The sequence below is a fragment of the Streptomyces sp. BA2 genome (assembly GCF_009769735.1).
Taxonomy (GTDB): domain Bacteria; phylum Actinomycetota; class Actinomycetes; order Streptomycetales; family Streptomycetaceae; genus Streptomyces.
Genome location: NZ_WSRO01000002.1, coordinates 209,432 through 222,991, shown reverse-complemented (window position 1 = coordinate 222,991; position 13,560 = coordinate 209,432). Strand labels below are relative to the sequence as shown.

At 69.1% G+C, this 13,560-nt stretch carries 15 protein-coding genes and 2 pseudogenes; 7 read left to right on the top strand and 10 right to left on the bottom strand.

Going from position 1 to position 13,560, the window contains the following annotated elements:
• Positions 1-37 precede the first annotated feature (37 nt).
• Positions 38-1,102 (top strand): MASE1 domain-containing protein, encoded by a 1,065-nt coding sequence (locus E5671_RS03620; protein WP_160502402.1) that lies wholly within the window; start codon positions 38-40, stop codon positions 1,100-1,102.
• A gap of 184 nt (positions 1,103-1,286) precedes the next feature.
• Here E5671_RS03620 and E5671_RS03615 read toward each other — a convergent pair whose 3' ends face one another.
• The 4 genes from E5671_RS03615 to E5671_RS03600 form a co-directional block, all read right to left on the bottom strand.
• Positions 1,287-1,631: a hypothetical protein gene (locus E5671_RS03615; protein WP_160502401.1), complete on the bottom strand. Its 345-nt coding sequence runs from the start codon at positions 1,629-1,631 to the stop codon at positions 1,287-1,289.
• 280 nt (positions 1,632-1,911) lie between these two features.
• On the bottom strand, positions 1,912-2,694 hold the full coding sequence (locus tag E5671_RS03610; protein ID WP_160502400.1) for an SDR family NAD(P)-dependent oxidoreductase: 783 nt from the start codon (positions 2,692-2,694) through the stop codon (positions 1,912-1,914).
• Between the two features lie 147 nt (positions 2,695-2,841).
• Positions 2,842-3,600: an SDR family NAD(P)-dependent oxidoreductase gene (locus E5671_RS03605; protein WP_160502399.1), complete on the bottom strand. Its 759-nt coding sequence runs from the start codon at positions 3,598-3,600 to the stop codon at positions 2,842-2,844.
• Between the two features lie 111 nt (positions 3,601-3,711).
• Positions 3,712-3,978: an Atu4866 domain-containing protein gene (locus tag E5671_RS03600; RefSeq protein ID WP_160502398.1), complete on the bottom strand. Its 267-nt coding sequence runs from the start codon at positions 3,976-3,978 to the stop codon at positions 3,712-3,714.
• A gap of 139 nt (positions 3,979-4,117) precedes the next feature.
• On the opposite strand from E5671_RS03600, the gene E5671_RS03595 reads away from it, so the two are divergent.
• The 4 genes and pseudogenes from E5671_RS03595 to E5671_RS46905 all read left to right on the top strand — a co-directional run bounded on the left by E5671_RS03595 (position 4,118) and on the right by E5671_RS46905 (position 6,767).
• A complete protein-coding gene (locus E5671_RS03595) occupies positions 4,118-4,954 on the top strand; it encodes a helix-turn-helix transcriptional regulator (protein WP_160502397.1) in 837 nt (278 codons plus the stop codon).
• 344 nt (positions 4,955-5,298) lie between these two features.
• Positions 5,299-5,477: pseudogene (locus E5671_RS46000) on the top strand (MmyB family transcriptional regulator); the annotation flags it as partial.
• 346 nt (positions 5,478-5,823) lie between these two features.
• Positions 5,824-6,351 carry a secondary thiamine-phosphate synthase enzyme YjbQ gene (locus E5671_RS03585; RefSeq protein WP_160502396.1) on the top strand — a complete coding sequence of 176 codons (528 nt, stop codon included), beginning with the start codon at positions 5,824-5,826 and terminating at the stop codon, positions 6,349-6,351.
• A gap of 281 nt (positions 6,352-6,632) precedes the next feature.
• On the top strand, positions 6,633-6,767 hold the full coding sequence (locus E5671_RS46905) for a hypothetical protein (RefSeq protein ID WP_272902814.1): 135 nt from the start codon (positions 6,633-6,635) through the stop codon (positions 6,765-6,767).
• Between the two features lie 390 nt (positions 6,768-7,157).
• Here the strand turns inward: E5671_RS46905 and E5671_RS03580 are convergent, their stop codons facing one another.
• The 4 genes from E5671_RS03580 to E5671_RS47700 all read right to left on the bottom strand — a co-directional run bounded on the left by E5671_RS03580 (position 7,158) and on the right by E5671_RS47700 (position 9,914).
• The gene (locus E5671_RS03580) at positions 7,158-7,658 is read right to left on the bottom strand and encodes a lasso peptide biosynthesis protein (RefSeq protein WP_160502395.1); all 501 of its coding nucleotides are present in this window, start codon (positions 7,656-7,658) and stop codon (positions 7,158-7,160) included.
• Complete coding sequence (locus tag E5671_RS03575; RefSeq protein WP_160502394.1) at positions 7,655-7,957, bottom strand: PqqD family peptide modification chaperone; 303 nt, start codon at positions 7,955-7,957, stop codon at positions 7,655-7,657. Before E5671_RS03575 ends, E5671_RS03580 begins: the two co-directional genes overlap by 4 nt.
• Before the next feature lie 64 nt (positions 7,958-8,021).
• Complete coding sequence (locus E5671_RS03570) at positions 8,022-9,734, bottom strand: asparagine synthase-related protein (RefSeq protein WP_160502393.1); 1,713 nt, start codon at positions 9,732-9,734, stop codon at positions 8,022-8,024.
• Between the two features lie 66 nt (positions 9,735-9,800).
• Positions 9,801-9,914 carry a lasso RiPP family leader peptide-containing protein gene (locus tag E5671_RS47700; protein WP_443032774.1) on the bottom strand — a complete coding sequence of 38 codons (114 nt, stop codon included), beginning with the start codon at positions 9,912-9,914 and terminating at the stop codon, positions 9,801-9,803.
• Positions 9,915-10,102: 188 nt separating this feature from the next.
• Here E5671_RS47700 and E5671_RS03560 point away from each other — a divergent pair, with 188 nt between their 5' ends.
• Both E5671_RS03560 and E5671_RS03555 read left to right on the top strand, forming a co-directional pair.
• On the top strand, positions 10,103-11,149 hold the full coding sequence (locus E5671_RS03560) for an ATP-binding cassette domain-containing protein (protein WP_160502391.1): 1,047 nt from the start codon (positions 10,103-10,105) through the stop codon (positions 11,147-11,149).
• On the top strand, positions 11,146-12,015 hold the full coding sequence (locus E5671_RS03555) for an ABC transporter permease (protein ID WP_336605650.1): 870 nt from the start codon (positions 11,146-11,148) through the stop codon (positions 12,013-12,015). Before E5671_RS03560 ends, E5671_RS03555 begins: the two co-directional genes overlap by 4 nt.
• Positions 12,016-12,017: 2 nt before the next feature.
• On the opposite strand, the pseudogene E5671_RS47695 reads toward E5671_RS03555, so the two are convergent.
• Both E5671_RS47695 and E5671_RS03550 read right to left on the bottom strand, forming a co-directional pair.
• Positions 12,018-12,122 (bottom strand): annotated as a pseudogene (locus E5671_RS47695) (IS982 family transposase); the annotation flags it as partial.
• A gap of 88 nt (positions 12,123-12,210) precedes the next feature.
• On the bottom strand, positions 12,211-13,512 hold the full coding sequence (locus E5671_RS03550) for an RICIN domain-containing protein (protein ID WP_160509963.1): 1,302 nt from the start codon (positions 13,510-13,512) through the stop codon (positions 12,211-12,213).
• Positions 13,513-13,560 lie beyond the last annotated feature (48 nt).

Sequence of the window (13,560 nt, the reverse complement as noted above, 5' to 3'; positions counted from 1 at the left end):
GACTGCGGACGCGCTCGGACATGGGCAGGGCCTTCGCATGGCCGAAGCGCGCCGGTCGGTGTCTGATGGCTCTGTGTTGGTGACTCGGCGGTTCCGGCAGTCCTCGGAGATAGTCCTCAAGGCGCTGGCCGTGGCTGCCTGCTATTACGTGTCCGGGCGTCTGGGCCTGCACGGTCGACTCACCGTCGAAGGAGTGATCGTCACACCCATTTGGCCGCCCACCGGCGTCGCCGTCGCCGCACTGTTTGTCTACGGCGTGGCGGTCTGGCCCGGGATCGCTGTTGGTTCCTTCCTCATCATCGCGTCCCTCACCACCCCTCAGCTCACCACACTGGTCACCGTGGCGGGCAACACCATCGCCCCGCTCTGCGCCTATCTGATGCTGCGACGGGCTGGTTTCCGGGTCGGAATCTCACGTCTGCGGGATGGCCTTGCCCTGGTTTTCATCGGCGGGCTCGGAGCCATGCTGATCAGTGCTACGGCGGGGGTCGGGCTGCAGGTGCTGACCGGTGGACTGGGGACAGGGCAGTTCTGGTCCGTGTGGCTGGCCTGGTGGGTGGGCGATGCGATGGGTGTCCTGCTGGTCACTCCGCTCCTGCTCGTGCTGTTGGGCGCCGCTGGACCACTGCAACTGAGGCGCTGGAAGGAGATGCTGTTCCTGGGCCTTGCGGCCTTGATCGTCGTGCCTGTGGCTGTGGTCGGCGAATTGAGCCTGCTTTTCCTCGTCTTCCCGCTGCTCATCTGGGTGGCTTTGCGCTTCCAGCTGGCAGGGAGCATGTTGTGCGCGTTGTTCGCTTCGGTGCTGACCACATTCGAGGCAAATAGGCAGCAAGGGGCCTTCCTCCACCTGTCGCCCATCGAGGTCATGACCAAACTTCAGGCGTTCAACGGTGCCACCGCGCTGACGGCGCTCTTGTTGTCTGCCATGGTCGCTGAACAGCGTGCCACCCGACGATCGGTGCGGAGTGCCTGCCGGGAACTCGCAGAGGTACTGGAGCACCTCGCCGCAGGGAAGACCCCGCCTGAACTGTCCGCCAGGCACGCCGCCGGCCTCAGCACCGACGACACGGCGTCGGCGACGGACAGCCCTCGGGACGTTTGACGCGCTCTGCGGCCTGAAGTACGTCGCCGACAGACCTCTGCCCTTCGTGAACGGTCAGTCGGCGGACCCGCACAGGCTCGGCCACCACACATCCAGCGGTCGGAACGAACGTCACCGCCCAACCAACCGCTCCACCCGCCGACCCGCCGTCCCGGCGTCCCGGCGTCCCGGCGAACCTATGCGGTCACAGCACCAGCTGTCGCCCCGGATGCGTGCCCGCGGCGGGTGGCGGTTCGGTCACTCGGGCGCGCCAGGACAGGTCTCCCGGCGGATCGATGCGGGGGACGTGGTTGTCCAGGGCCTCGCCGGTCTCCATTACGTGCGCGATCATCTCCAGGTACGCGGTCAGCAAGGGCCATTCCCCGCACTCGGAACCGAGTTCATCCATCCAGGTGCCCACTGCGCCGTGTCCCTGACCCGGACGCTGGTCGATGAAGCAGCAGGTCGGGGCGGTCGCCTCGGCGAAGTTGACCGCGCTGTCCTGGTCCAACGTGAACCCGTACGGCACCTTCCGCCTTGATATGGACAAGCGCCTCGACCTGGCGCCAGCCGCCGCAGCCGTGCCCCGCCCCCGCGCAGCGGCGGATACGGCCGATCGGTCGGCTGCGCAGACGCGATAGCGCAGAACTGTCCGCGATACCGCCGGTGGTGGTCCCCGTCGTGGAGTGCTGGAGCCAGCGGCTGCGGTCAGGCACCTGACTATGGCGCTGCGCGACTCGGGCACCTTCCGATTGCATCATTCGGTGGAAGGTGCCGACGACCGGGGCCTGGGGGCCGTGGTCGCCAGATGTGTGCTGCCTGATGCGCCGTTAGATCGCGGTGAAACCGCCGTCAGCGGCGACCACGGCCCCCGTGACGAAACTGGAGCGGGGCGAGACAAGGAAGCACAGGACCTCGGCGATCTCCTCAGGCTGCGCCACACGTCCCAGTGGCTGCGCGGCGGAGAAGGACGCCAGGTAGGCGCGGCTGTCGGGGCGGATCGTGTCGAGGAAGTCCGTCTCGATGACGCCCGCGGCCACGAGGTTCGCGCGGATGCCCAGCGGGCCGCCCTCCACGGCGAGCACCTTGGTCAGTTGGGCCAGAGCGCCCTTCGACGCACTGTAGGCGGCGCCTTCGGGCAGGGCGACGGTGGAGGCGTACGAGCCGGTGCTGACGATGGCGCCGCCGGCGCGGCTCTTCATGGCCCGGAATGCCTCGCGGGCCAGGAAGAAGGAGCCGCGGGCGTTGACCGCCATCACGGTGTCCCAGTCCTCGGCCGTGGTTTCGGTGACGGGCTTGTTCTGGGTGCGCCCGGCATTGTTCACAAGGATGTCAAGGCCGCCGAAGGCGTCCAGGGCCGTTGCCACCGCGCGGTGGGCGGTCTCCTCCTGGGTGATGTCACCGTTTGTCGCGACGACGCCGGGAAACTCCTCCGCCAGGTTCGTGACGTCGGAGCGGAGGTCGAGGGCGACGACCTGGGCGCCGCGGGCGTGGAGGAGCGCCACGGTCTCCCGGCCCACCCCTCGCGCGGCTCCAGTAACGAGGGCGATCTTCCCAGCGAACTCGGTGGATGCGGATGCGGATGCGGATGCGGATGTGGTTGCAGGTGTCATGGTGCGGTCCCTGGAGAAGGTGACTGTGAGTGCAGGTGTCGGTGCAGGACACCTGAAGTGCTGTGCAGTGGTGGTGCGCGGACCGGGCGGGCCGTGCCGTTGAGGCATCCACGGCAGGCCCACGTGGACGTCGTACGGCGGGATTGTTCAGTGCGCGGTGAGCCCGCCGTCGACCACCAGCTCCGCGCCGGTGACGAACGAGGAGTCGTCGCAGGCCAGGAAAAGGATCGCGGGGGCGACCTCGTCGGCGCGGCCGGCTCGGCGCATGGGGGTGCGTTGGATGTCCGGCTGCTGGTCGCCTTGGTCGTCCAGGAGATCCTGGATCATCGGCGTGGCGATCACCCCAGGGTGCACCGAGTTGATCCGTACTCCCTGCCGGGCGTACTCGACCGCGGCCGTCTTGCTCAACAGGCGCACGGCCCCCTTGGACGCCTGATAGGCCGCAGCCGCACCGCTTCCCACCAGGCCGAGTACTGACGACGTATTGATCACCGACGCGTTGCCGCTCGCACGCAGGAGCGGCATCGCCGCCTTCATGCCGAGCCATGTACCTTTCTGGTTCACGTCAATGACGCGGTCCCACGCCTCTTCCCGTGTGTCCTCGATACCTGGCCAGTCCACGATGCCCGCGAGGTTCACGAGCACGTCCAGCGTGCCGAACCGGTCGCGTACGACGGTGATCACTTCGTCCCACTCCCGCGCGGAGGAGACATCGAGGCGGGCAGCGACGACCTCCGCACCACGTGCCTCGATCCGGTGGGCCAGGTCCCGCAGGGGGCCTTCGGCGACATCGGTGATCACCAGCCGGGCGCCTTCGCTGGCGAAGAGCTCGGCGGTCGCTGTGCCGAGGCCGCCAGTCGCGCCCGTGATCAGCGCGACCTTGCCGTCAAGTCGTTGTCCTGTCATGGGTATCGTCCTTGCTTCTCGTTGATGCTGGTTGACTGGTGTGTGGGGACTCATGGGTCCGCCGACGGCGGCTTCGCCTTCCGGTGACCAGGCGCCGCGGCCCGGCCTCCTCTACGACGACTTCCGCTCCCGGCGGAGCACGAGGTGCTCGTGATAGAGCACTCCGTCCCGGATGTCGCCCGTGGCGGTGAACCCGGTGTCGTCGACGTAATCCAGGCGGCTGCCGGTCACCGTGTACCGGCCGGTGTACGCGCTGCGCCGCTCGCCGCGGGCTTCGTCGTAGCGGCCGTCCGGCAGCAGCTCCTGACGGATGTGACCATCCGCGGTCACCCACATCCCGACCACGTCGACGTGGTCGCCCTCAACGGGCCCGGCCATGGCGAACTCCTTTCCTCGAATGGTGCGGTCCTTCCCGCTCCACCGAGTCTGGGCAGGTCAGCGGCCACCAACCAGGACGCGTGCTGCCTGGGTGTGGCACACCCAGGCAGCACACCGGACCGCCGCCTAGCCTGAAGACATGGACGACAATCACCTGGGAGATTTCCTGCGCACACGCCGCGCCGGTCTGCAGCCGCAGGACGTCGGCATGGCGAGCTACGGGGCCCGCAGAGTCGCCGGACTGCGCCGCGAGGAGGTCGCCGTCCTGGCCGGAGTGAACGCCGACTACTACACCCGCCTGGAACAGGGCCGCGAGCGCAACCCCTCACCCCAGGTGATCGACGCGCTCAGCCGCGCGCTGCGCCTCGACGCGGACGCCCGCGCGCACCTGTACCGGCTGGCCGGGGCCACGTCGGACGACCGGCTCGCCGTCCACGCCGCCGAGCGGGTCAGCCCGGCGCTGCGACAGCTGATGGACGGCTACCCGAACACTCCAGCGTTCGTCATGAGCCGGACCCTGGACCTTCTCGCCATCAACGCCCTGGCCGATGCCCTCTACGCCCCGTTCGAACCGGCGGACAACCTGGCCCGCATGACCTTCCTCGATCCTGCGGGCCGCACCTTCTACACGGACTGGGACCGGGCAGCACAGGCCACCGTCGCCAACCTGCGCGAGGCAACCGGATTCGCCCCGGACAACCCACGGCTGCGCGAACTCGTCCGCACCCTCACTGAGCACAGCGCGGACTTCACTAGCCTGTGGAACTCCCACACCGTGCGCGGCAAGACCCAGGACGCCAAACACTTCCTCCACCCGGACGTCGGCCCCCTCACCCTCACCTACCAGGCATTCGACGTACGCGATGCGCCTGGCCAGCAGCTCGTCATCTATCACGCCGAACCAGGCAGCCCCAGCGCCCAGTCCCTCAATCTGCTCGGTTCCATCCACGCCACACGACGCCAGCCCCACCGCTGACCAGCCGACGGAACGTGGAGATCGGCGGCGATGGGTCGGCTTCGCCTCCGTGTGTTTCACAGGTGGTGGACGGGCGTCTGCGCTGGCGGGACGGCCGCGCTCTGCCGCCCGCCTCGCTGCGGTTCGACTCCCTTATGACAGTGATGCGCATTACTGCGTCAAACGCCATCCACGACGAGCTCGCCGAACGGCAGTTGCTGCCGGCATCCACACGGCTCTGGAGGAATGCCTGCATGAGTGGGGCAGGGGGCACTGCAGGCGACATGACCTGGGAGCCGAAGTGCACGACGACGAGGTCGAGTCGGGGTGAGATGAACAGGCGTTGATCGTGGATGCCGCTGGCCAACGCTGTCGGTGACCTCACCCTCGCTTACGAGGGGGCTGGAGACGGCCACAGAATCCGGCCTCACCCTCACCGTCTACACCGCCGAACCCGGCTCATCCCACGAAGAGGGCCTTCACCTCGTTCACCTCCTGGGCCGCCACCCAATACGCTGACGCTGCCCGGACCACACCCACGGGCCAGCGCGGCCTGCCCACACTTCAGCGGGACACCTGCCCCTGCGTCGTGCCACGCAAGTGTGAGCACCGCAGGCCACAAACTCGGTGTGCCCACACCTATTTGGCACAGGACATCTAGGTGACCCGCAGGGAAGCGACGCGGTCAACGGTGAGCTCACCGCGCGAGGCATTCCGTTCGGACGCGCGCTGCAGGCGTTGACGCGGCACAGGTGCGCCCGCGTGCCGTTGTGCGCCGCCACGCGCCCCCCTGACCCCGTGAAGGGCGCCCGGCATGCTGAGTACGTACCTGCGCGCCCTGCACCGCCTCATGGACAAGCACCACCGTGCTCTACCTACCTGGAGGCAACATGACGACCGCATCAGGCACACGCGTGGAGATAGCATCGCGCAAGGTTCCAAATGAAGGCTCGATCGCGTTGTCGGCGCGGCTCGCGGTCACCATTGAAGCGGCGCAAACCGTCGTTGATCTCACACCCTGGGTGCGGCAGCTCGTCCAAGAAGCGAAGGTCACCGAAGGGGACGTGCACATCTACTGCGCACACACAACGTGCGGCCTGATCATCAACAAGTACGAAGACCTGCTGGCGTCGGACATCAACGACGCGTTGGAACGGCTCATACCGAACACCAGCATTCAGTACTACGCACACGACAAGCAGCGCAGCGAGACCATCCGGGCAACGCACGGTGACCGCCCCAACGGCCACACACACGCCCGTGCGTGGCTCGTCACCCACCCCGAGCTCACCATCCCAGTCACCGACGGCGCGCTCTACCTGGGAACGTGGCAGTCCATCATGCTCACCGAGTACGACGGGCCCCGCGACCGCGAGCTCCTCGTTCGCGTGCGCAGCGGCACCTCGGCCACGGCCTGAGGCTTTACCGCATTCTCCGCACACACGGATGAGGGCAGCAGGTGTGACTGAGCGCTTCAGTTGGCCCGTTTGGCCAACTGAAGGGGGACTCTGAGGTGGGGCGGCGACGGTCGTTGGCAGCCTGTTGCGGTACCGAGGTTGTTGAGCTCGTCGACGGCGTTCTGCGGCGCAGTTGTAGTGATGCGGCGGCGAGGCGGATCGGCTTGGAGATGGCGCTTGGGGGAGGCTTGCCACGCCCGAGACCATAACTCTCCGCACTTGACTGTCACTCATGGTAACTAGTGGGTTACGCCGCGGGCCCGGACGACGACAACGTCGTCATCAGCAAGCAGACCTGGGGACCCGGCACCATGGTCGACAACTTCACCCGCGTCACCAACAACTCTTCCAATCTCGGCGACATGGATCTCGGCTGATCACGAGCCGGACCTGGAGCAACGCGCCCCTCCTGACGATACGGCGACCCCCTCACACTCAAAGGTGAGAGGGGGTCGCCAGCTCACTCCAGCACGCCAGGCTCTGCGCCTGGCTGGCAGCGCGGATGGACAAGTACGGCGCTAAAGGGCCAAGTAGAGCGCTAAGTCTCACCTGCTGCGACCAGCCACGGCTCTGCTGTGCCCGCGTACCGGGCGCCCCCGCTGACCTAGAGGCCCTCGGCTGTCCCGGGATGCAGGGGCGCAGCCGCCCGAAAACTCTCGCGAGCAGCGCCGCGCCCTGGCCGACTTCCTGAGACTGGGACGCGGCGGGCAGGACGTAGACCCTCCGGCTCCTGCATGCCACGCCGCACGAAGCAGCGAGGGAGCGGGTCACACGAGGGCGGCGCACCTTACCCGGTGGAGTACCGTATGGCCGCTCTGGACGGCCGGGACGTCGTTGAGGACCTCACCGTGCAGTTCCGTCCAGGAGTGGAAGGCGAACCGTGCGCCGATCGACGAACGCTGCCGGGCGATGACAGTCTCGGCCGGAAGGCCGAGTGCCGACAGGTGGACAGCCAGTGCGAACGACCTGGACAGGCAGAGCGCGTCGGGGTCCAGTAGCCGCACCACGAGCTGGCAGCGGGGCAGTTCGCGGCGGGCGAGGCGGATCGCTGTGGCCTCCGGCAGGTCGCGGTGGGCGCCCTGGGGGAGTTGCAGTTCCCTCAGATGGGACTGCGCCACTCCCCAGCCGCGCTTTCTCAGGGTCCGCAACGCGCGTGCCGTGTGCGTGGCGGCGGCCAGCCGCGCCGTGAGGGGCGTATGGGGCACGGGCCCGGCCGCGTCGTCGCCCCAGAGCAGGAAGGCCCAGCCCGCGGTCGCCGCGGACCTCATGGCCCAACCCTTGGTTGATTGCCGCCCGGGTCTGTGAGACCGCGCTCGGTGAGACCGCTCTCGGAGAGCTGGGCGGCGAGCGACCGTATGCCCTCCCGCAGTTCGCCGTCGGCGGCGTCGATGCGTGCGGTGAGGTCGCGGACGGCCTCGTCGTACGTCTCGCAGTGCAGGGCCGCCGCCAGCATGAGGGTCGCTGTGGGGTTCAGCTCGAAGTAGACGCCTTCGGCGGTGTCCAGGAGGACTCCCGTGCCGTCGGCGGGGTCAAAGACTGTCTGCTCTGCCAGGTGAATCAGCGGCATTTCGGTCTCCTCTCGCGGGGTACGGGCCACGGCACCCGCCCATCGGTCCATGGGCGCGGGGCGTTCACTCCCTGGGGACCGGAGTGAGCTTGTGCGCCAGGTCGCGCAGGAACAACTCGACCATGGCCGTGCACAGCAGGTTCTCCGCGTTGCGTCGCAACGCGCGCGGGTCGGTGATGACCGCGGCCAGGCGGCGCGGATCGACGACGCCCAAGGCGGGCAGTCGTGCGTCGGGACCGCCGAGTACGTCCGCGACGGCGTCCGGATGGCGCAGGCACCACGTCTCGTCCGGCGCACCGAGCCAGTCCCGCCCGTAGTGCCGCCACACGAGGGAGGGAACACCCCGGCGGGCGGCGGCGAGACGCAGCACGGGCTTGTCGATGGTCCGGCCGGCGTAGGGGATCACCCGGTAGGCGTTCGGGAGCCGGGCTGCAAGTCGGCGCAGCTCCCGGCCGCCCCAGGGCTTGGCGCAGTGGATGCCGTAGGGCCTCCAGACCGTCAGGTTCAGGGTGTGTTCCTGGGCGGCGGAGTCCGGTTCGTAGCGTTCGGCACCGGCGCCGGGGACCGGGACGAGGAAGTCACTCGCGCGCTCGGTCTCCTCGGTCGCTTCGGGGTCGTCGTAGAGCGAGTGGCCGGGGCGGACACTGCGAACGATCCGACTCAGCTCCCAGCGGGAACTGAGCAGGCCGTTGACCATGGCCCACCGTTCGCGCCACGGCACGCCCGCGACGGCGACGTCGTACAGGCCATAGCGCAGCGGTCCGAAGACGATATCCCCGTCCAGGCCACTGAGTACCGTGCGCACCCCGTCTTCGGCGATCCGGCGGGCCGTCAGGTCGAGGCGGCGGAACCAGACATGGTTGAAGGGCAGTGGGTGGTCGTGCCCGACGGGGAAGTAGGACTCGTCCTCACCGGGCGGGTCCACTGTCACCAGCGGGACCGACAGCGCACGGCACACCTCACGCGCGCGTGGCAGCTCATCGGCGAGGGGGTCGGGGCTGTGCATGTGATACGCGGTCACATCGGCCCCGTGGTCGGCGAGTCCGGCCAGCACGACGGCCGAATCGACGCCTCCGGAGAGCAGGACACCGATGCGGCCGGCGGACGCGTAGGGGCGGGTCTCCTCCAGCAGCAGTTCGTAAGCGAGGTCGGCGTACCGGTGCAGCGGGGTGCGCTGCGGCAGGGGCAACGCGCTGATGCCGTCATAGGTCTCGGCGCGCGCGGACGAGCCGTCCGCGACAGCGAGCCCTCCGGGAGGCAGCCGGTCCATGCCCGGGAAGACGAAGACGTCCTCGCCACGGCAGGCCCGCCACAATGTTTCGCGGTCGAACTCCGGTGGGCCGTCGAGCAGATCGCGTGGGTCGCTCGACCACTCCGTGAGGCCCTCCGATGTACGGAAGAAGAGCTGGTCGGCGCTGCACACACCGCGGAAGAGGACGACTCGCCGGGGCGTCACGACGGCACCGGCGAGTTCGGGGGGCAGTTGCCGGAGTACGGCGTAGTGCCCGCGCTCGACGTCCCGGATCACCCGCTCTGCCAGACCCGGCGTCAGCTCGCACGGCAAGGGGCCGGCGAGGGCGAGGACGGCGTTGGGTACTGGCTGCGGGACGGCTGCCGCGGGGGCGGTGCCCGCCGGAGTCCACTGGCAAACACGGTTGCCGGGACGGCGGTTGGCCTGCCGGGCGTCGAAGGGTGTGTAAATGTGGTCCACGGTGCCCGTACCGGCGGTGATCCGCCCGGAACACCCGGGGAACTCCGTGAGGTGCTGGTCGGCCATCGCGCTCCTGAACTCGCCCCATGACATGGGCGGAGCCGGGCAGGCTCCGCCCTGTACTGAGATCGGTCAGATGATGTTGCCGTGGCCGAGCAAGTCGGGAACGCCCCGACGCAGTTGCCCAGTCAGCTTCTCCACCCGTCCGATCCGGACGACCTTCGGAGGTGTGTAACGCAGGCGCATCATGGCTCACCTTCCTCCTGCTCCCGGGTCGTCGCCGCGACGACGACAAACGGCATATAGGGTGTTTTTTCCCTTCCTCTTCCAGCTTGCGGGGTGGAGCGTGCCACGTCAAAAGAGAGCAACCACATGAACCCCGGGGCCCCGAATGGCATGCCGCCGCACGCCGACCGCCCACCGGAGACGGAGCGGTGACCGGCGCCGACCGCACCGGCTGCCACGCCGGTGACCCGGGTCCGTACGCGATCTGCGCCCATGACCTGTCCAAGCACTATCCCGGCACCGAGGCGGTCCGCGGGGTCGACCTCCACGTACGGGCCGGGGAGACGTTCGCCTTCCTCGGGCCCAACGGCGCGGGCAAGACCACCACCATCGCGATGCTCTGCGCCCTGGCCCGCCCCACCTCCGGGCACGCGCGCGTGGCCGGAGCCGACATCCGTACGCAGCCGCAGCAGGTGCGGCGCGGCGTCGGCCTGCTGTTCCAGCACAGCGCCGTCGACCCGGACCTCAGCGCGGAACGCAACCTGTATCTGCACGCGCGGCTGTACGGCCTTTCCCGTGCCCGCGCCCATACCCGCAGCGCGGCACTCCTGGAACTGACGGGCCTGACCGATCGCCGCCGGGACCGCGTACGGACACTCTCCGGAGGGCTGCGCCGTCGCCTGGAGATCGCCCGCGCTCTGCTCCACGAACCCGGCGTGCTTTTCCTCGACGAACCCACCGTCGGCCTCGATCCGCACGCCCGCGTCCAGGTCTGGGACCATCTGGCGCGGCTCCGCGCCGACCGGCGCACCACCGTCTTCGTCACCACGCACTACCTGGACGAGGCCGAGCACTGCGACCGCCTCGCCATCCTCGACCGGGGCCGTGTCGTCGCCCACGGCACCCCGGCAGCGCTGAAGGCCGCGATCGGCGACGACCATGTACGTGTACGCACCGCCGACGACGCCGCGGCGGCGGTCGTCCTGAGGCAGGATCTCGCCCTGCGGCCGGCCACAGGGCCGAGCGGCCTGACCGTCGCCGTGGCGGCGGGCGCACAACAGGTTCCCCGGCTGTGCGCGGCCCTGGCCGCCCGGGACATCCGCGTGCACGCCATCACCCTCACGGAACCCACCTTGGACGACGTCTTCTTCCACCACACCGGCCGCCTCATCACCCACACCGGCCCCCCACCCGGCCACGCCGACACGGCCTCCGGCGACGGTCATGACACGCCCGGTGCCGGGGACTGCCGGTGACGGCCCCCGCGGAACGCTCAGTACCGCCGGCGGCCGCGACACCTCCCGCCTCCGAAGCCGCATCCCCGCTGGTACGGGAACTGCGTGCCGTGCATGCCCTCGTGCTGCGGGATCTGCTGCGCATGCTCGCCCAGCCCGCGCAGACGGTGCTGATGCTGGTGCAGCCCCTGCTGTTCCTGCTTCTCCTCGGGGGAGGCTTGGCAGCCCTGGTGCCCGCGACGGCCGTTGGCGGCGACTACCGCGTCTATCTCTTCCCCGGCGTGCTGGTGATGACCGTGCAGACCCCGGCGGTGACGGTCGGCATGCGCCTGATCTCCGACCGGGAGAGCGGCTACCTCCGAGAGACCCTGATGGCCCCCGTACGCCGCTCCACGCTGCTCTGCGGAAGCTGCCTGGGCGGGACCGCGGAGGCCACCGTCCAGGGCGCGGTCCTGCTGGCCACCGCGGGCGTCGTCGGACTGCCCTATCACCCCGTGCTGCTCCTGACGTTGCTCGCCATGATGGTGCTGACGTCGTTCGTCCTCACGGTGCTGGCGGCGGCGCTGGCCCTCGGTATCCGCAGCGTGGAGTCCTTCCACATCCTGCTCAGCCTGGCCCTGATGCCGTTGCTCTTCCTCTCCGGGGCGTTCTTCCCGCTGACCGCCCTGCCGGGCTGGCTCGCCCAGTTGACCGCCGTCAACCCCCTCGCGTACGCCGTCGACGTGCTGCGGCGCAGCATCGCGCAGTACGTCCCCGGGGGTCCCGCGGCCGCCGAAGTGCGCTGGGGCGACTGGCCGGTCCCGGCCGCGGTGGAGATCGTGGTCCTCGCTTTCTTGGGCGCGGGCGTGCTGCTGTGGGCCGCCCGCCGTTTCGGCCGGCTGGAGTAAGGCGAGGTGCAGCCGAGCATGGCCTGCATCATCGCCGGGGTCACCAGCTCGGCGTAGCTGAGCTGCGGTGCAATGGCCACCGCCGGCTGCCATGGCTCGAACTGCGGCCATCGCCCTGCGCCCTGAAATATCTGAAACAGAAGTTGACGGAGTGGAGCCAGGATCATCCTGGCTCCACTCCATGGCGCGGGCGTGTCACTGGAACTGTGCGAAGAACCTCCAGATCTCTGCCTTGGTCCAGGTGGTGATGCCGCTTTCGTTGGGGGAGCCGTCGACCGGGCCGGGTATGTGGCCTCCGTCGAACGCTGCCCATTGGACCGGGTACCCGGCACGGCAGCCCGAGTAGGTGGTGGTGATGTGCGTCCGGCTGCCCGGGGCGGGCTCGCGCGGGTTCTGGGCAGTGCAGCCGTTGTTGGCGACGAACTTGTCGCGCAGGGAACGTCCTTGCCCGATGGTGAGGACGTTGTCGCTGATGCCGTGGATTCCGAAGTAGGCGATGGGCTGGGTGCCGCCGCTGCACCCGCTGATCTGGCCGCCGGCGATGACCGCGACGGCCCTGAAGACGTTCGCCCGGGTGCAGGCGAGTGCGTAGCTCATACCGCCGCCCCAGCTGAATCCCGTGGCGAAACGCTGTGCCGGGTTGACGCAGAGGCCGCCCTCGATACGCCGGATCATGTCGTCGACGAAGGTGACGTCCTCACCGCCCGAATTGGCCCAGCCGTTGCCGAGGCCCTGGGGGGCGACGAGGATCGCGCTGTTGTTCGACTGCTCCTGTTGGCCGTAGTAGGACCAGGCGCTCCCGCTCGTGCCGCCCGAGGCGACGTCTCCGGCGGTTCCGCCGCGCCAGTGGAACGCGAAGATCAGCCGGTAGCGGTGGCTGTTGTCGTAATTGGCGGGAACCCTGAGGGTGAAGCTGCGGCTCTTACCGCTGCTCTGAATCGTGTGCGTACCGCTCGCCAGAGTCGGGGCGCTGCCGCATCCGCCGCCACCACCGGACGACAGCTTGACCAGCTGCCATTGCTGGTTGGCGCCCTCCCAGTCGCGGTACTGGACGACGTTGCGGCCGTCGGTGGTGGAGGCGCCCTGCACCTCCACCGCCTTGCCGCTGCTGCGGTTGATCAGCCGGACGTGGCCCGCGTCGGAGTCGGCCAGGCGGAACTGCTGGTTGGCCCCGTTGTGGTCGGCCCACTGCTGGATCGCGGCACCGTCGGCGGTCGAGGCGCCGGCCACGTCGAGGACCTTGCTCGAATGCCGGGCCTTGAGCCGGTAGAAGCCACCGCCGGAGTCCACGAACTGCCACTGCTGGCTGGTTCCGTCGCTGCGCGTCCGCTGGGTGACCCGCGAGCCGTCGGCGGTGGACGCGTCATGGACGTCCAGCGCCTTGCCGCTGTTGCGATTGACCAGGACGTACCAGGCGTTGGTGTCCACCGTCGCCGCCTCGGCGGGGGTCGGATTGACCGCGCCGAGCAGGCCGATCGCGAGGGCCGCGGCCACCACAGCGGCGACCCGGGACCACCAGCGATGTCTTCGTAGAGGGGCGGGGGA